We start from the raw sequence: 18,350 nt of genomic DNA on the forward strand, positions 1-18,350 counted from the left end.
GATACGTGCCAACATAGTGGCGGTATCTTGCTTACGATTAAAATTCTTCTTCTGAGCCTATTTTATCCTCTACATTTTCGAGAATATCATAAATATAAGCGACTTCTGATGGTGGGATCGTGACACTATAATGTTCTTCGATGACACTAAATGCTTCTTTGATTCGATCCAAGGTTTCTTTTTGACACTGTAACAACTGTTCTTGACCATGGTAACTTTCAATCGGGATCTGCCTGATCAATCGCTCGATCAAACAACTGACATGGACAAAAAGGGCGATCTTTTGTGGCGTCGTGATGTTCTTATCAAAACGCATCTCCAATTCACGCATAAACAACTCGATTTCTGTCATCACTTTTTCTGTATCAAGGATCGTCACCGACTCCAGTACTTTTTCTAATGAAAAATTTCGGACAAATTGCTGATCAAAGTTAGCTTGTTCTTTCAATGAAAAAATAGGAGCCAGCCATTGAACAAGTTCATCCATTTTCTCTCCTGAAATCAATGACTCTAACGAAAGATATGGCATCGTGTCGATTTGAGGATTCGTTGTCCCAATGATGCCAATCACATCGTACATCGAAAAAACCGATTCCGTTAATTTTCTTTGTGTTAATACTTGGTATTCATAAGGGATGATTTTAAGTGCGCTGTTTGCTGGTAAACTTTTTTCAAGTAGTTCACTCATATGGACAGCCGTTCCGATCCCCGTCATGCAAGTGATCAGTAATGCTTTTTGTTTATTTTTTTGAGGGTAAATGATCGTCCACTCTGCTTCCAAGGAGGCCACCGCTTCCTTGACGATTTCTTCCAGATCAGTCATTTTTTGCATTTTTTCTCCAATACTGATAACTAATGGTGTTGTCACATTATTCAAAATAACGATTGGGGCAAAGACCTGATCTTTGAATAGTTGATGGATTTCTTTTAGCGAGCCCATATCAACTAAAATGATCAGTCCATTAGAGATATCATGACGATTACTGTAATCGATCATTTCATCCGCAATTTGTTGGGGTGTCACATCTAAGGGCATATCAAAGGATTCAAACAGATCATTTCCCAACAGTCGATTAGCGACGTTTGCCATACTACTAGCGGTAGCATAACCATGAGCAGCAATGATTGCTTTAGGCACACTTTGTTCTTTTGTCCATTTCGTCCGTCTCAAATAGATCGTTAATAAAATATGATCTAATAAAGTAACTTCTAAATCTAACTTAGCTTGTGTCAATTCCAAGATCCGATGGGCGTAGTGATAGTTTGCTGGATACATTAGTTCTAACTGGCGGTCTAGTTCCTTGATCAATTGTTCGATTTCTCCATCTTCTGGTAACCACTTTACTGTGCTTCTTTGATAGAGATAATAACTTAGCGCATATACGCTGTTACCATCAAACTTGATCTGATAGGCACTTTCCATTTGTTTTAGCGTTTCTCGAATGGAGTGCAACCAGTAGACTAGTAGTTCATGTTTTTCTTGGCGACTCGTTTCAAAGAGTAAAAAATCAAATAAATAAACGACTTCTTCTTTTAATTTTTCCTCACAGTTACTTACTGTTGCGCCATTTTTCTTAAAGGTCAATAATAGTTGTTCAAAGCAGCGGATCATTCGCTCCTGTTCTGGTTGTCTTTTTTCAACCAAATGAGCTAATTCTTTTTTCTCAGTGATCCACACAGCTGATTGGGCTGGGCTGTCTTGATGGGGAACCTTCAAAAGATATCTTTGTAAATGTTGGAGTTTGATCGATAGGCTCTCTTCCTCTTTTTGTTCAGCGAATGCTTTGGCTACAGCTACTTTTACGCTATTTTTCAATTCACCGATGTTGCCTGAAAAACTTTGGTTCGTCAATAATGATAGCACTTGACCACTCACTTTCATTGGACGCTCGATTTTTCTTTGTTCATTTAAGAAAAAAGAATAAATCAGCTCCAATCGTTCTTCTTTTCCACGAGCACGTAAAGAAGGCAGATCAATCTTAAAAGGAATCCGACGCATAAAAGTGGGCAGAAAATGTTTGGTGACTTCTTCAGTCGTAGCAAAGAAGAGCCGAACATCGACTTTTTTCCCCTGATTCGTTTCTCCCATTCGATAAATAATCCCTTGATCCAGATACGTAAACAATTTTTCTTGTCCTTCAGGGCTAAGTCGATGAACTTCATCTAAAAATAATAATCCCCCATCGGCTGCCTCAAAAGCGCCAACCTTATCTTGTGTCGCACCGGTGTATGCTCCACTGACATATCCAAATAAATTACTCGTCAACAATTCTGGATTGTCGGCATATTGAGCACAATTCAACGTCACGAAAGGCGCATTTTCTGGTAAGAGATCATGTTCTAAACAGTATTGATAAACGATATTGACTAAGAAGCTTTTCCCTGTACCACTTTCTCCAGTTAATAACACAGGTAGCCCACCATCTGGATAAAAAAGAGCTGTTTTGATTTGTTCAATGCTTTCTTTCAGGCTTGCTTCGTGACCGATCACTAAAGAAAAAAGATCTTTACTTCTTGAAAAAATAGGCTGTTCAGCCCTAATTTCTTCAGTTGAGGCATAATACGTTTTACTTAAAGCAAAAAATTGCTGTTCAAAAGCCATTTTATGAAAGTAATAGACCGGACGAGAATTGATCTTAACCAAAATGCCAGCTTCATTTAATTGATTAAGATAATGACTGACCGTATTACGTTTCACTTTAAAGTATGCTGCTAAATATTTCGCTGTAAAAACATCACTTAATTGTGCTAAATCGATAAATGCCGTTTGATTTTCTAAATAATCTTGGATTTCTTCTTTTAACATTCTCTCACCTCTTCTCCATCATAGGAAACGCATTCATTTTGTCAATAGCTATTTTTATCTAAAAAGAAGGAGAAACAAACGAGATTCGTCAATGACTTTTTTTGCTAATTCACTTCAAAGTTTCATTTATGAAAAGACTTATTCACTTTTCATTCTAAATTTCATAAGATACAATGTGAGAGTACCTACTTATACATAGGAAAGTACTCGTTTAAGAAAAAGGGTCATCAATGTAAAATAGACAGAAATTTCTTTCAACTGACTCCCCTTTCTCTTAAATCCGTGCCTACCGTTTAAGTAGCTAAGAAAGAAATTCGAGAAAATTTATTTGGCTTTTTCTTAAAAATTCTCTTAGCTAATGGTAAATATATTTTAGGAGGAATCATATGATTCAGTTATTGCGTTATGCAAAAGATTACCGTAAACAAATCATTCTGGGTCCCGTTTTTAAATTCTTAGAAGCTGTCTTTGAATTGATTTTGCCATTATTGATGGCCTCATTGATTGATAACGGTCTAAAGATGAATGATCGTGGTGTGATCATCCAAATGGGGATCTGGATGGTCGTGATGTCAGTTGTTGGATTGATTTGTGCGATCATTTGTCAATATTATGCTTCAATAGCTTCACAAGGATTTGGTACTGAGCTTAGAAATCAACTAATCAAGAAAATCAATTCCTTTTCACATAGTGAATTAAATCATTTTGGTACAGATACATTGATCACTCGAATGACGAACGACATCAACCAACTCCAATTAGCATTAGCCATGGTAATCCGTTTATTGATCCGTGCGCCATTTCTAAGTATCGGTTCAGTCGTCATGGCCTTTGTGATTGACTGGGAAATCGGCTTGTTTTTCTTAGCTATCCTACCGATTTTTTCAATCATTTTATACTTTATCATCAAAAAAACAATTCCACTGTACCAAAAAGTCCAAGAAAAACTGGATCGTTTAAATGAAACGGTTAGTCAAAATCTAAGCGGTGTTCGTGTAATTCGGGCATTCTCCCGCACAAAAACAGAAATTGATACTTTTGATGAGGACACCGATGAATTAGCTAAAAACTATTTACGTGTTTCAAACATCTCAGCTCTCTTATCACCGGCTACCACATTGATCATGAATATCGGTATTATTTGTTTATTGACTGTTGGTGGGATCAAAGTCAATATCGGACATTTACAACAAGGTCAAGTCCTTGCGTTGATCAATTACATGAATCAAATGTTACTGGCATTGATCGTCGTATCTAACCTGGTCGTTATCTTTACCCGGGCCGAAGCTTCAGGTAATCGGGTCAAAGAAGTCCTAGAAACTGACATTACACTGACAGATGCAGAAGATGCCTTGACACCGAATTTCCAATCCGAAAATATCGTTCAATTTGAACATGTCGACTTTCGTTATACTGAAAAATCAGGATTATCTTTACAAGACATTACTTTTGCTTTGAAACGAAACACGGTTTTGGGGATCATTGGACCAACCGGTAGCGGAAAAACAACTTTAACTCAATTGATTCCACGTTTCTATGACGTCAGCGCAGGTTCCGTCGCTTTTGATGACGTGGATGTTCGCTCATGGAAACTTGATCCTTTAAGAAGCCAAATCTCACAAGTTCCTCAAACCGCTGTTCTATTCACTGGAACCATCCGTGAAAACCTTCAATGGGGAAAAGAAGATGCCACAGATGAAGAATGTTGGGAAGCTCTTAGAATTGCTCAAGCAGAAGATTTTGTTCGACAACTTCCTAAAGGATTAGAAACAAAGGTAATGGAAAACGGAAAAAACTTTTCTGGCGGTCAAAAACAACGGCTAACGATTGCACGTGCGTTAATTGCCAAACCTGAATTATTGATTTTAGATGATTCTTTAAGCGCGTTAGATTATCAAACCGATCTTAACTTAAGAAAAGCATTACAAACCTCATTAGATACGACAGTCATTATTATTTCTCAACGAATCCGCTCGATTCAAGAAGCACATAAGATCCTCGTGATGGATCAAGGAAAGATCGTTGCGCAAGGGAAACATGAAGATTTATTGAAGGATTCCGTTGAGTATCGCGAAATCGTCGCATCACAGGAGGAAGAATAAGATGAAAACAAAAAAATTATCCTGGAAAACCCTCAAACGATTCGTTCCTTACCTTACAGCCTATTCAAAAGATATCTGGTTTGCGATCCTTTTAGGGATCATCAACGGGATCGCTACTGTGGTAATGACTTTACAGATTGGTCAAAGTATTGACCAAATGATCGGCGCAGGTCAAGTTCGATTTGCTCAATTGTTCCACCTCTTATTATTATTTGGCGGGATCGTATTGATCAACGTGATCAGTCAATGGCTAATCCAAGTCTTAAGTAATCGCTTGGCTTATCTTTCCGTAGCAAAATTAAGAAAAGATGCCTTTGCACGTTTGAATAAATTACCGCTTCGTTACTATGATCAAAATTCACACGGGAATATCGTTAGTCGTTTTACCAACGATATGGATAATATTTCCATTGCGATCTCTGCGGCGTTTAACCAAATGTTTGCCGGCGTGGCTATCATCGTCTTGTCTTTTATATTTATGTTACGCCTTAGCCCGTTATTGACACTCGTCGTGATTTGCTCCACACCGATCATTTTTCTTGTGAGTTGGATCGTTGCCCGTGCATCACAAAACGACTTTGACAATCAACAAAAGATTATCGGGAATATCTCTGGCTTTGTTACCGAACGGATTGGGAATCAAAAAATCGTCAAAGCCTTTCAACAAGAAGAAATGAATCAACGACAATTCCAAGCATTGAACACTGATCTTTATCAAAAAGGACAACGTGCCCAATTTTCTTCTTCTTTGACGAATCCGTCTTCTCGTTTTGTGGATCACTTAGCTTATCTTTCGATTGGATTAGTTGGTGGTTTACTAGCATTAAGAAGTGGCTCAGCCATTACAGTCGGTGTGATCTCTAGTTTCACGATCTATTCTAGTCAGTTTTCTAAACCGTTTATTGAACTTTCTGGAATCACGACACAGATCCAAACCGCTTTTTCTGGATTAGAACGTGCCTTTGAACTCATCGATCAACCCGAAGAAACGCCAGATGAACCTAATGCTTATGCGTTGAATCCAGCAACAATCAAAGGTGAAGTAGCGTTCAATCATGTATCCTTTTCTTATGAACCAAGTCAACGATTGATCGAAAATTTCAGTTTTGTTGCTAAACCAGGGCAAACGATTGCGATTGTAGGTAAGACTGGTGCTGGTAAATCCACGTTAGTTAACCTGTTGATGCGTTTTTATGATGCGACAGGTGGAACCATTACGATCGACGGGTATGATATTCGAGATATCCAAAGAGATAGCTTGCGAAAAAGCTTTGGTATGGTTTTACAAGATACTTGGCTCTTTGACAGTACGTTAAAAGAAAATCTACAGTATGGCAATCCAGATGCTAGTGATGAAGAAATCAATCAAGCACTCAAAGCTTCGTATATGTATGAATTTGTGGAACGCTTGCCTGAAAAGTTAGCAACAAAAATCGGCGGACAAGGTCTGAAAATCTCTGACGGACAAAGACAATTGTTAACGATCGCCCGTACAATGATCAGCAACCCTCCCATGTTGATCCTAGATGAAGCAACTAGTTCAGTCGATACTTTGACGGAAAAGAAAATTCAAGATGCCTTTTTAACAATGATGGAAGGCAAAACGAGCTTTGTGATTGCCCACCGTTTATCGACAATCAAAAATGCCGATCAAATCTTAGTCATGGAGCAAGGCGCCATCGTTGAGATGGGTACCCACGATGAATTACTACAAAAAGACGGGTACTATCATCAACTATATCAAGCGCAGTTTACTAAAAATAGTTAACTCAATCAAAAAGTAGTTGTAATAAATCAGTGTAACTGTCCCTCAAGAGCTAGTTTTTCACTAACTTTTGTGGGACAGTTATTATTTTATTAGAGAAAAGCATTAAAAGAACCTATTCATTCACTCCTAAAACATGAACAACGTCTTTGCGACATGACTCACTTTATATGTAAATGGTTATCAAAACTATACTTCTTCATAAAAAAACAAAAGCAAAACATTTCATCCCTAGCTCATCTTTAAATAGCTTAGCTGCCCAAAACTTCCTTACTACCAACGGTTTTTATTCTATAATTGAAGGTAAAAGAGAAAGACCATAAAGTCTCTCATATTTTTTTAAAGCTAAAAGAAACTCCTCTTCAAGTTGAGTTGCACCAATTAACCTAATCCCCATAAAAAAATCTGTTAATTGCTTAGGATTAGCTGTACGCTCGACCAAGCTATTCAGTAGCAAATCGTCAAACCTTTCGTGTACCTCTGTTTTTTGTGGTGTCACTAGTCTACCTCGAACCATCTTTAATTTTTCTAGATATTCTTTTGAATAGCCGCTTTCTTTTCTTTCTAGCATTAAAAGAAAGAGAACATGATACAACGTGCAAAGTGAAGAGAGAAAATTTTCGTTATCACCCATTCTTTCTACTTTCGAAGCTTGCATTTGAATAAATTCTGTTGTAAAAAGAAAAGCCAGTGAAGTAAATGTGACTATTTCAAAACGACCATATTCTGCTACTTTTTCTAGATGGTTCATGATCGCTTTGATATAAACCTTATCATGTAGGGTAAACTTTCTTTCATCATTCGGTAGTAAATGCCATTGATAGCCTTTAGCTATTAGATAATTCCGCTTATCAACAATGCTTTTTGTTTTTTTGATATCTAATTCTAAATTTCTTAATCGGTCGTCAATTGGTAACTGGACATCTTCCAATTGACTAAGTAGCTGATTTAACTTTTGTCTTGGATGATTTCCGTTTATTTTATTTAAATAAAATAAACATTCGTCTAACTCAATGTTCATCTTTTTTAAAAAAGCTAATAAAGGAATCAATGGAATCTGATTTTTACCACTTTCGTATTTTACTAAAGATTCTCTAGAAGTTATTTTATGTGCTAACTCTTTTTGAGATAACCCCCTTTCCTTTCGAAATTTACGTAGTAATTCATGAATTTCCATTCGTCGTTCACTTCCTTTTTTAAATTCAATGTGACTATTGATACCATATAAAATAATTTACTCGTTTTCATTCTATACTATGGATACAAGTAATAAAAGCGCTTTAAATAATAGTAAAGGAGAAAATATCAGGAGATTTGTGAATATAGTTATTTGGTGATTATGTTTTATTCACTAAATTGTTATAAAGTGCTTATTTTTACTGCAAAGTACAAAAAAGAAATGTTATGTAAGAATTCACACGACTAAGAGTAACTATTTTTTACTTAAACTGGATCATCGAAAGGAATTAAAAAAATATGTTAAAAAAACAAATTCATTATAAGTCTTATTGCTGTTATAACTCTAGCTTCCTTTATCATTCCTAACTTTTCTATGATTGTCAATACAGAGATGATTCAAGAGACTGACTATGTGCCAATGACACAAACGATTAGTACCTATTTTGAAAGTAATCCAGTGACGGTTCCTGGTATAAATTCGAAAGAAGCTACATCAATCGTTAAAAATATGGTCATTTTGTCTGAAACAGCAAAAGAAATTAGCTCGAAAGAAAAAAACAAACTAATGGACGTATTTTCATCTAAACTTGACTCTACTATTCAATTACATGTTTCAGAAAAATATTTAACATTGGACAATGCTACAGCGTTACAAATTATAAGTGAAAATGGAGAAAATAAAGATTATTATTCATTGACTGTACCAATCACAAATGAACACTATAATCTATTCAGCAGTGTTACGGTAATCTTTGATATGATGTACAACATTAAGGGAGTCCAAGAATCTTTGATCACTCAATCAGAAAAAGATACTTTCGAGATTAGAACATTTTCCAATGGCGAAGAAATGACTCACCAAATTCTTGAAGATAAATTTATACCAAATAATGAATTGAAAAAACAGTTACAAGAAGTTCAAAGGGAGTTTCTTCATTTGAAGCAAGCCCGTGGAATGGCTGAAAAAGCAGCCTGTCTAGCAATTGTTTTAGGAATAAGCCGTGCAGTTGCTAACATCATTGCCCCTACATGTGCTGCTGCTTGTCTTGCAGTTCCATTAGTATGTGCTGCTTGTATAACAGGTTTTGTCGCTCTTGCTGGTGGTGCCATCGGTGGAGTAGTCGCATGTTTTAAATTATAAACTGGTTGTGTTTATGATAAATATTAATCCAAAAAAATTGATGTGTTTCATTTTAATTATTTGTAGTTTACCTACTATTTTATATGTCTATACTCAAATGGCAACATCTAAAGAGGGTTTATATGAAGTGGATAGTATTTCTTTAGAAAAAATAATGAATGGAAAGGATACTTTATTTGTTTATGTAGGGAGACCTACATGCCCCCAATGTAAAGAATTTGAGCCTATTTTGCGAAAAGTACTAAACAACCAGCACCAATCTATGGGATATTATAATACAGATCACGCTCGTAAAGAGAATGAGGATAAGTTGGAAATAATGGCTGACAGCTTAGGAATTAATTCTATCCCGGCCATAATAAAAATTGTGGATGGGAAAGTTATTGATCGAATAATTGGCCTAAAAAATGAAAAAGCAATCGAGGAGTTTATCCTAAATGGCTAAAAAGAATTGGTACAAATAATTGTTAAAGATATCACTGTGTATAAATATTATTATGACACTTTTCCCTAATTTTAGATCTGGAAGTGCTATTTTCTACTTCAATCTTCAAATTGGGCTTGCCTATTACTATCTTTCATTAACAAAGCCCTCTAAAAGTGTCACAATCCTTTTGACCATCATCAGTAGTATTCTAGGTGGTATGGCCATATATCATCTCTTTCAATCGTTGTTCACTATTTTATAGAAATAAACGTCTCCTTTTTTACAATAAATAAGCAAAAGAAGCAACCTTCTGGGATGGGAAGGTTGCTTCTTTGGTTTCTGAGTTGACTATTTTGCGTAAAGAGTCATACTTCTTAAAATCTTTTTGTATGGAATACTACGTCCGACGTAATACATCGCAATGGTTTGAATAGGAATCCAAACGACTGTTTTTAATAACCTTGGTGCCCAGACGATCCAACTAAATAATGGAACGTGATACATCATCGCTAGCCACAAAGGAGTCAATAGCAAATTAATGATCAGCGTGACCGAAAGTGTAGCTAATAGCGAATTTTTCCAAGTAATCTCTTTTCGATAAAAAAAGAAACCATAAATTGCTCCTTCAATAAAGGCATTCAAAGTAAAACCAATGAAGAAAGCTGTTTTTGAAAATAACGCCATTCCTACTAAGTCAGCTAATACACCCCCAATTCCAGACCAAAACGGGCCAAATAAAATCCCCATGATCATTTGTGGAATAAATGTGACACTGATCTTCACAAAAGGGGTTTCGATCGATACCAAACGGGATAAAGTGACCATCAAAGCAATCAACAATCCCATGATAGCGATCATGCGTGCGTCTAACCGATTTTTCTTCATTTCTTAGCATCTCCTTTAAGAGCTGCTACATCCTACATGCAGCGAATGCGAAAATAAAACCGCGAACAACTTGTCCTTCGTCAAAGAGGCAACATCCTATCCTCTCAGCACTTAACGCTTTATTTTCTACTCTGTTTATTTTTGGGAAGTCATTCCCAGCAAAACTATAGCATAGATCACACACGACTGTAAATAAAAAAAACATACATTCCCGAATAAAAAGTAATTCATGTTCGTGAAAAATCACACATTCAACGAACATAAATGGACGATCAATAGCAAATAACGAATTTTATTCCAGAGACAACGGTCGATTTTCTAACTCATGAACTACAGTACGGAAATCCAGAAAGCCAGCTTCTAGTCCTCGCAACAGTACTTCTGCTGTTCCAATATTGGTCGCTAAAGGAATTTCGTAAACATCCGATAAGCGGATCAGTGCAGTCACATCCGGTTCATGAGGCTGTGCAGCCAACGGATCTCGCAGAAAAATCACGAGGTCTAATTGATCTTCTGAGATCATTGCACCAATTTGTTGGTCACCACCTAAAGGACCGGATTTAAAGCGATGGACTTTTAAGCCAGTTGCTTCGGTGATTTTACCACCTGTTGTCCCAGTTGCGAATAATTCATGTTTTTCCAGGATTGCCTTATAGGCGGTTGTCAACTTGATCATCAAGGGCTTTTTGCGGTCATGAGCAATTAAAGCAATTTTCATATTGATCATCCTTTCCTCTCTCAACATCTTGTTCCTACTCTATTCTACCTCAAGGTGTAGCATATTGCCCAAAAAGACAATCAATTCTTGTTCAAGTTGCCATTGATCATAGATAACGCTTTCATTTATACTTAATTCAACATTAAAACTAAACAGAAAGCGTGGAATGAATCATGGTAGAAATGGCACTGAAACATGTATACAAACAATATGACAACGCAGAAAATTATTCCGTAACGGATTTTAACTTAGCAATCGATGATCGTGAATTTATTGTCTTTGTTGGACCTTCTGGTTGTGGAAAATCAACTACATTAAGAATGATTGCTGGGCTAGAAGATATCTCGGAAGGAGAATTAAGCATCGGCGGTAAAGTAATGAACGATGTAGCACCAAAAGATCGTGATATCGCTATGGTATTCCAGAACTATGCGTTATACCCACACATGACTGTATTTGACAATATGGCTTTTGGGTTGAAGTTGAGAAAGTATGACAAAGCAGATATCAAAAAACGGGTAGAAAATGCTGCTGAAATTTTAGGGCTTACTGAATATTTGAAACGTAAACCTGCTGCTCTCTCAGGTGGCCAACGTCAACGGGTTGCTTTAGGACGTGCCATCGTTCGTGATGCAAAAGTTTTCTTGATGGATGAACCATTATCAAACTTAGATGCAAAATTACGGGTAGCGATGCGTGCTGAGATTGCCAAACTCCATCAACGTTTAGAAACGACAACCATCTATGTAACCCATGACCAAACAGAAGCAATGACGATGGCAGATCGTATCGTTATCATGAAAGATGGCTTTATCCAACAGATCGGTACGCCAAAAGAAGTGTATGACACACCAGTCAATATGTTCGTCGCAGGCTTTATCGGTTCACCCGCAATGAACTTCTTCAATGTCACTTTAAACAATGGGGTAATCAGTGACGGTCATGGCTTAAAATTAAAAATCCCTGAAGGAAAAAACAAAGTCTTAGTTGAAAAAGGCTATGAAGGAAAAGAAGTTGTTTTTGGTATTCGCCCAGAAGATATCCACAGTGAACAAGTGGTGTTAGAAGCACAACCCGAAGCAGTTGTTCATTCAGAAGTTGTTGTATCAGAATTGTTAGGTGCAGAAACCATGCTTTATACCCGAACAGGTACAACTGAATTTATTTCAAAAGTCGATGCACGTGACTTCCATAAACCAGGGGAAATGGTCGACTTAGCATTCAATATCAGCAAAGGACATTTCTTTGACAAATCAACTGAAGAAGTGATCGGATTGCCATAAAAATTAAAAAATCAGCTTTTGATGTAAATTTTGGCAGAAACTATGCCAAAAGCTAGAACTATAACAAATAAGCCGAAAATGCTGTGTTCATACACAGCACTTTCGGCTTATTCATTTTAAAGGAGTTATCTCTAGTTAAAGAGGAAAAACTGATTGATAATGGTACTTTTTTCAAGCCATTTTCTTGATTGATTTCGTTGAAGGTGTCTTCTGACTTACTTGCTTAGCTTTAGTGAAAACTGGAATATCAAAGTATTTGCTCAATGTTCCGGCTACAAAATAAGCAATATTGTAATCGACTAAACTATGGATCAATCCACCAATTCCCATTAGGATAAAGACTGTATAAAAATAGCCTTCAGAATAATAAGTTTCTGGCATGTTCCCTACAAAGAAAAAGACACTAACCACTAACATTTCCGCAATCGAATGAATGATACCTATCACAAAATTGAAACTTTGGAAGCGCCAGTTGGCTAAAGTAAATTGGCCATTTTTTAAAACGATTTCTGGTTTCTTTTGCAAATACCAAGAACCAATCACAGCAAAAATCAAATGAGATAATGCACGCAGCGCAATAATTACTGGTGTGGTCAAAAAGAAGCCAAATGTTGTACCCAAAGCAACGGTAATCGCAATTCCTGGTGAAAAAAACATCGCAATAAATATTGGTACATGAGAAGCCAAAGTAAAAGAAGCAGGTGGAATCATGATTTTTGGCATAACCATTGGAATAATAACCCCCATAGCTATCAACAAGGCAGAAATAGTCAGGGATCGTACTGATTTTTTTTTCATTTTTTTCTCTCCTAATGTGTCTTGACACCTTTATGATGTCTTATTTTAACTTTAACAACAAGATGTGTCAAGACACATCAATCAGAAAAATGTTGAATGAGCCTTTTTCATGTATTCAATTATCCGACACCAGATAAAGTAAATTTTGAATGAAGCTTATACAAGAAATATGTTTTAAACTACAGTCTCTGCTAGCTACATCCTCTCCTTCAATTTTTGTCTATATAGATGAAAGATAAATACAAAAAAGAAGTACGCCCTATGTACATATCAACAACAATATTTCCTGGAACCCTATTTAGCCCCAGTATCATTCTAATTCCCTACCCTAAGGTATACACACTAAAACAACGAGATACACTGGGCTCACCCTCTTGAAGTATAGTCCATTTTAATGGTTGCTGATTTTAATACAAAAATAAACCCGTCCACCCTCACTGAAGTTTATGACAGGTTTATTTTTGGTTGTTTTACTTCAATCAAAAAAATTTTTTTCTTTTTTATAAGGATAGCTCCACCAAAACAACAGTATGAACACGATAAAAAAAATTACTTTTAAATAGACAGGAACATCCCTGAAATAAACTCTTATTGTTTTTCCAAAATCATCATGAATGAATAATCTAATGAAATTAGATACACAAAAAAATAGTGTCAGTCCCCAAAAAATCAGTCTCTTTGTTCCTTTCATTTTCTTACACTCATCCTATAAGAAAATGAAGCTAGCAGTCTTAACAATCCAATGAGCTGCGGTTCTATTCCATCCATGATTCACTAACCAATTTTCTGCACCTTGTTCTAAATTATCTTGCCATTCGAATAAGTAATTAGTAACATCACTTACCGTTTTTTCACCTGTTTTAGCTACTAACCATTTGGCTATCTTTTTAATGACGGCAATTTTCCAGCGAGGAGTTGGTTGTCTATCGGACTCGTATTTTTCTTTTAATATTTGTAATTGCTCCACTTGGGATAAGTGAGCACCGGATACTAATCGTTCAAATTCTGCTTTCTTTTCATTTGATAAATCGTTGTAGTATTTATCAAATTCGTTTGTGGCGGTAAAGTTCGTAGCTTTTTCTGAAGCAAATACATTGGTAACAGGGACAATTGATCCGCCAACGGTAATCAATGTTAACCCCAAAACAATCGATTGGTTCATTTTGTTCATTAACTCACCCTTCTTTCTCCTTAGTAATCAAAATAAGTTCTAAAAATTCATCGTGTTCATTTATGATTATAGTATCGTTTTATTCTAAAAAAATTTATTTTCATAAGAAACTATTTTTCGGTCTAAACCGTTAGCCATTCTTAAATACATGAACGATTATGATCTTAAACTGAGATTACAGGAATCGGGTTACAGTAGTCATTTACTTATTTTTCAATTAGTGATGACCATCCAACTCATTTTATTGGACTTAGATAAACAAAACGCCTAAAAGCTAGCATGCTAGACTTTTAGGCGTTTTGCTTTCTTTATTGAATTAGATTAGAACTTAGTTTTTCTCGCTCAGCTCTTCCATTGCATTACTTAATGCAGCAAATTCGGCTAATGAGAGAGTTTCTCCACGACGTTTAGGATCGATGTTAGCTTTTTCTAAACTAGTCGTTAACCAAGCTTTCGTTGCTTCATCTTTGCCATATGAAGATTGTAAGTTATTCCATAATGTTTTTCTTCGTTGCTGAAACGCTGCTTTTGTCAATCGGAAAAATGCCTTTTCATCAGTAACCGCTACAGCTGGTTGCTTTCTTCTGGTTAGTTTCAAGATAGCTGAATCGACATTCGGTTGTGGAACAAAAACAGTCTTAGGTACGATGAAAGCAACAGATGCTTCCATAAAATACTGTACAGCGATTGATAATGAGCCATATGCTTTTATACCAGGCTTAGCAGAAATACGGTCAGCGACTTCTTTTTGCATCATCACAACCATTTCTTCTACTTGCAGATCTGATTCTAAGAAATGCATCATGATCGGTGTCGTAATATAATAAGGTAAATTTGCAACAACTTTGATCGGTAAAGCTTGTTCAAAATAGGTTGTTGCTGCCTGATCTAAATTGGTTTTTAAAATATCTTGATGAACAACAGTCACATTAGGATAAGGAGCTAACGTATCTTTTAACACAGGAATCAAGCGATCATCGATTTCAAAGGCAACGACTTGATTGGCATTACGTGCTAGTTGTTCCGTCAACGCTCCAATACCTGGACCAACTTCGATGACATTTGTTTGTTGATCGATTTCGCCAGTTTCCACGATTTTTCTTAAGATATTTGGCTCAGTCAAAAAATTTTGACCTAAACTTTTTTTAAATGAAAATCCATGTTTCAATAAGATTTCTTTTGTTCTAGAAGGTGTCGCAATATCACGCTGTTCACTCATGTTGTTCCTCCACTTTTTTCATTGCTTGGGCAAATTCCTCTGGTGTGATTCGAAACATTTTCAAACGCTTCTCCAGTTGTTTCCCATTGGTATAACCAATTCTTAATTCGTCCCCTAGTTTTTCACGTTTTTCTTTTGCTTGCGCTCCCGCTATTAAACCATGAGAAATCAGCACTTGTCTAGTAATTTCCGTTTCGTCTTCCTCAAAAGATGGGGTGATTACTTTTTTCAATGCTTCTAAGATGGCCTCATCACTAGCATGTTCAACGCCAAGACTTCCTTGTTTTTTGGGACGTGCTTGTTGACGAGGTAAGAAAGCATGTTTTGCCTGAGGAACGACTTCCATGATCGTCTTGCGGATTTTCTCACCCGAAAAATCAGGATCAGTAAAGATGATTACACCACGTGTTTCCTGCGCATGTTCAATCTGCATGAGTATTTCATCATTGATCGCTGAACCAATCGTTTCGATCGTGTCGACGTCGACTACTTCTTGGAGTCTTCTAGTATCGTCTTTTCCCTCAACGACTACAATTTCTTGGATTTTTAATTTAGTCATTTTCAGCGATCCTAAATAGACGATGAGCATTTTTCCAAGTTTGGAGCGCCACTTCTTCTATCGGAAGATTACGTAATTCGGCAATTTTTTCAACTGTATAACGGGTATAACCTGGCTCGTTTCGTTTCCCACGATAAGGTACTGGAGCTAAGTAAGGCGCATCCGTTTCTACTAGCAATCGATCGAGTGGAACATGAGTGGCTGCTTCTTGAACATCTTGCGCTTTTTTGAAAGTCACGACCCCACTAAATGAAATGTGCATCCCTAAATCAAGAAATCGTTTGGCCCATTCAAAATCGCCACTAAAACTGTGCATGATTCCACCAATATCACGAATATCTTCTTCTTTTAAAATTTGATAAGTATCTGCTAACGCTTCTCTGGTATGGATACTGATCGGCAGATTCATTTCTTTCGCAATCGCAATTTGTCTACGAAAAACTTCAGCTTGCACTTCTTTCGGATCTTCCATCCAGTAATAATCTAAGCCGATTTCACCTAACGCTACCACTTTCGGCATCGTTAATTGCTCTTGTAATTTTTTCTCAATGTCTTTAGTATAACTTCCTGCTTCAGTAGGATGCCAACCAATAATACTATATATGTTTGAATAATCGTGACTAAGCTGTAATGATTTTTCGATCGTTGGGGTATCGAAACCTACTACCGCCATTTTTGTCACGCCCAACTCTTTGGCCCGTTCAATAGTTTCAGGAATATCATCATTAAATTGTTCCGCATTCAAATGGGTATGAGAATCAAATATCATTTTTTATCGCTCCTTTTCTTCATTACTTTAGCATATAAGTGGCTATGGCAGAAGTAGGAAAGACGAAAATCAGGTCAAATTTATTGAAATGCAAATTTCTAGTTGTAAATAAAAGGACTTAAGCAAGTTTCCTCTCTTAAGTCCTTTTACATGACTATTAAATTAACGCTCGTCTTGTTTTTTCTTGTAATAATACACTGGGATACCTAGTAATGTGACAACGATCCCGATCATTGCCAAAGCTGTTTGAGTAAATAAAGTCATCCCTAAAATAAAGACAGCGCCAAAGATTGCAATCAATGGAATCACGGGATACAAAGGTACTTTGTATGGTCTTGGTAAGTCTGGTTGTTTTTTTCTTAAAACAAATACACCGATAAATATCAATAAGCTAAACAGCCACATAACAAAAATTAGCATATCAGTTAAAAAGTCGAATGAACCTAAACTCATCATAATGCACGCAATCACTAATTGAAAAAGTGCTGGAACATATGGCACTGTGAATTTTTTTGATAATTTCGTTAACTGTTTACTAAAAGGTAACTCACCTTCCAAAGCCATCGCATAAGGAATACGGATTCCGGTCAACGTGTACCCATTCAGTGCCCCATAAACAGAAATCAAGATACCGATCGTCACGATCTTTCCACCGATATTTCCAAAAATAACCGCTGATGCATCAGATGCTGCATTAAGGTTACCTGCAATCTGATCAATTGGCAGAGTTTTTAAGAAAACAAAGTTGATCAATAAGTAAACCACTGTTACAAAACTTAACCCTAAAATAATTGCTTTAGGTAAATCTTTTTCGGGACGTTTCATTTCCCCCGCCATTGCACCGACACCAAGCCAGCCATCATAAGCGAATAAAGTCGCTAACAAAGCACTACTCAAGCCTTCTGCAAAAGAGACATCTTTCCCTGCTTCGAATGGGAATAGTTGGATCGTTCCACTACCTGGTGTCAACAGTCCCCAAATAACGATGACAGCTAATGGAATCAATTTGATAATCAGTGTCGCAGACTGGACAGTCGTACCCACTTTTGTTCCTAGTAAATTCAAACCAGTAACAGAAATAGCAGTAATAATCGCAATTAATAGAAGATAATCCGTAGATATTTGTAATAAGTTCGTCATTTGTGTCGCAAAAATAATCGAAAGCGCCGCAATATTCGCTGGAAAATAAATCAAGCTTTGGGACCAACCCAGTAAAAAGCTCGGTAATTTTCCATAAGCGGCTTCAATATATTTGACTGCACCACCCGTTTCTGGGATCGCAGTTGCCAACTCAGCTACCGTTAGACCAGCACAGATCGTTAAAAATCCTCCTAATAGCCATGCCAATAAGGTCAAACTAGTCGATTGTGTACTTGCCGTAACAGCCGCTGTTTTAAAGAAAACTCCTGCCCCAATCACAGTTCCCATAACAGTTGCTAATGCGCCAAATAAGTTGATCTCTCGTTTTAACTTGCCTTTCATTCACATTCCCCTTTTCCCCGCAGTTTTTAATATAATTTTCAGTATA

The 18,350-nt window shown here is 36.7% G+C and carries 15 protein-coding genes and 1 riboswitch; of the genes, 5 read left to right on the forward strand and 10 right to left on the reverse strand.

Annotation, left to right across the window (positions count from 1 at the left end; all coding sequences use genetic code 11):
• Nucleotides 1–37: 37 nt before the first annotated feature.
• Entirely contained in the window at nucleotides 38–2,806 is a 2,769-nt protein-coding gene (locus AB3I42_RS07880; protein WP_010737176.1) for a sigma 54-interacting transcriptional regulator, read from the reverse strand.
• A gap of 386 nt (nucleotides 2,807–3,192) precedes the next feature.
• Here AB3I42_RS07880 and AB3I42_RS07885 point away from each other — a divergent pair, with 386 nt between their 5' ends.
• Both AB3I42_RS07885 and AB3I42_RS07890 read left to right on the forward strand, forming a co-directional pair.
• The gene (locus AB3I42_RS07885) at nucleotides 3,193–4,908 is read left to right on the forward strand and encodes an ABC transporter ATP-binding protein (protein WP_010737175.1); all 1,716 of its coding nucleotides are present in this window, start codon (nucleotides 3,193–3,195) and stop codon (nucleotides 4,906–4,908) included.
• A 1-nt stretch (nucleotide 4,909) separates the two neighbouring features.
• Nucleotides 4,910–6,676 (forward strand): ABC transporter ATP-binding protein, encoded by a 1,767-nt coding sequence (locus tag AB3I42_RS07890; RefSeq protein WP_010737174.1) that lies wholly within the window; start codon nucleotides 4,910–4,912, stop codon nucleotides 6,674–6,676.
• A 283-nt stretch (nucleotides 6,677–6,959) separates the two neighbouring features.
• Here the strand turns inward: AB3I42_RS07890 and AB3I42_RS07895 are convergent, their stop codons facing one another.
• Nucleotides 6,960–7,850, reverse strand: a complete 891-nt coding sequence (locus tag AB3I42_RS07895; protein WP_010737173.1) for a helix-turn-helix domain-containing protein — start codon at nucleotides 7,848–7,850, stop codon at nucleotides 6,960–6,962.
• A gap of 420 nt (nucleotides 7,851–8,270) precedes the next feature.
• On the opposite strand from AB3I42_RS07895, the gene AB3I42_RS07900 reads away from it, so the two are divergent.
• Together AB3I42_RS07900 and AB3I42_RS07905 are read left to right on the forward strand one after the other, a co-directional pair.
• Nucleotides 8,271–8,993, forward strand: a complete 723-nt coding sequence (locus tag AB3I42_RS07900; protein ID WP_228012216.1) for a hypothetical protein — start codon at nucleotides 8,271–8,273, stop codon at nucleotides 8,991–8,993.
• Between the two features lie 13 nt (nucleotides 8,994–9,006).
• A complete protein-coding gene (locus tag AB3I42_RS07905) occupies nucleotides 9,007–9,438 on the forward strand; it encodes a thioredoxin family protein (protein WP_010737171.1) in 432 nt (143 codons plus the stop codon).
• A 330-nt stretch (nucleotides 9,439–9,768) separates the two neighbouring features.
• On the opposite strand, the gene AB3I42_RS07910 is transcribed toward AB3I42_RS07905, so the two are convergent.
• Entirely contained in the window at nucleotides 9,769–10,305 is a 537-nt protein-coding gene (locus AB3I42_RS07910; protein ID WP_010737169.1) for a folate family ECF transporter S component, read from the reverse strand.
• A 37-nt stretch (nucleotides 10,306–10,342) separates the two neighbouring features.
• Nucleotides 10,343–10,441: riboswitch (THF riboswitch) on the reverse strand.
• A 156-nt stretch (nucleotides 10,442–10,597) separates the two neighbouring features.
• Nucleotides 10,598–11,023 carry a methylglyoxal synthase gene (mgsA, locus tag AB3I42_RS07915; RefSeq protein WP_014834468.1) on the reverse strand — a complete coding sequence of 142 codons (426 nt, stop codon included), beginning with the start codon at nucleotides 11,021–11,023 and terminating at the stop codon, nucleotides 10,598–10,600.
• Nucleotides 11,024–11,196: 173 nt separating this feature from the next.
• Between mgsA and AB3I42_RS07920 the strand changes: the two genes are divergently transcribed.
• A complete protein-coding gene (locus AB3I42_RS07920) occupies nucleotides 11,197–12,306 on the forward strand; it encodes an ABC transporter ATP-binding protein (protein ID WP_010720765.1) in 1,110 nt (369 codons plus the stop codon).
• A 171-nt stretch (nucleotides 12,307–12,477) separates the two neighbouring features.
• Here the strand turns inward: AB3I42_RS07920 and AB3I42_RS07925 are convergent, their stop codons facing one another.
• From AB3I42_RS07925 to AB3I42_RS07950, 6 genes are all read right to left on the reverse strand, one after another.
• Nucleotides 12,478–13,104 carry a hypothetical protein gene (locus tag AB3I42_RS07925; protein WP_010720766.1) on the reverse strand — a complete coding sequence of 209 codons (627 nt, stop codon included), beginning with the start codon at nucleotides 13,102–13,104 and terminating at the stop codon, nucleotides 12,478–12,480.
• Nucleotides 13,105–13,810: 706 nt separating this feature from the next.
• Nucleotides 13,811–14,275: a hypothetical protein gene (locus tag AB3I42_RS07930; protein ID WP_010737168.1), complete on the reverse strand. Its 465-nt coding sequence runs from the start codon at nucleotides 14,273–14,275 to the stop codon at nucleotides 13,811–13,813.
• 328 nt (nucleotides 14,276–14,603) lie between these two features.
• On the reverse strand, nucleotides 14,604–15,494 hold the full coding sequence (gene rsmA / locus AB3I42_RS07935; RefSeq protein ID WP_181914333.1) for a 16S rRNA (adenine(1518)-N(6)/adenine(1519)-N(6))-dimethyltransferase RsmA: 891 nt from the start codon (nucleotides 15,492–15,494) through the stop codon (nucleotides 14,604–14,606).
• On the reverse strand, nucleotides 15,487–16,053 hold the full coding sequence (rnmV, locus tag AB3I42_RS07940) for a ribonuclease M5 (protein WP_010720769.1): 567 nt from the start codon (nucleotides 16,051–16,053) through the stop codon (nucleotides 15,487–15,489). Before rnmV ends, rsmA begins: the two co-directional genes overlap by 8 nt.
• The gene (locus AB3I42_RS07945) at nucleotides 16,046–16,822 is read right to left on the reverse strand and encodes a TatD family hydrolase (protein ID WP_010737166.1); all 777 of its coding nucleotides are present in this window, start codon (nucleotides 16,820–16,822) and stop codon (nucleotides 16,046–16,048) included. Before AB3I42_RS07945 ends, rnmV begins: the two co-directional genes overlap by 8 nt.
• Before the next feature lie 162 nt (nucleotides 16,823–16,984).
• Nucleotides 16,985–18,304, reverse strand: a complete 1,320-nt coding sequence (locus AB3I42_RS07950) for an APC family permease (RefSeq protein WP_010720771.1) — start codon at nucleotides 18,302–18,304, stop codon at nucleotides 16,985–16,987.
• Nucleotides 18,305–18,350: the final 46 nt, after the last annotated feature.

The sequence above is a fragment of the Enterococcus sp. C53 genome (assembly GCF_040887425.1).
Lineage (GTDB): Bacteria > Bacillota > Bacilli > Lactobacillales > Enterococcaceae > Enterococcus_B > Enterococcus_B hirae.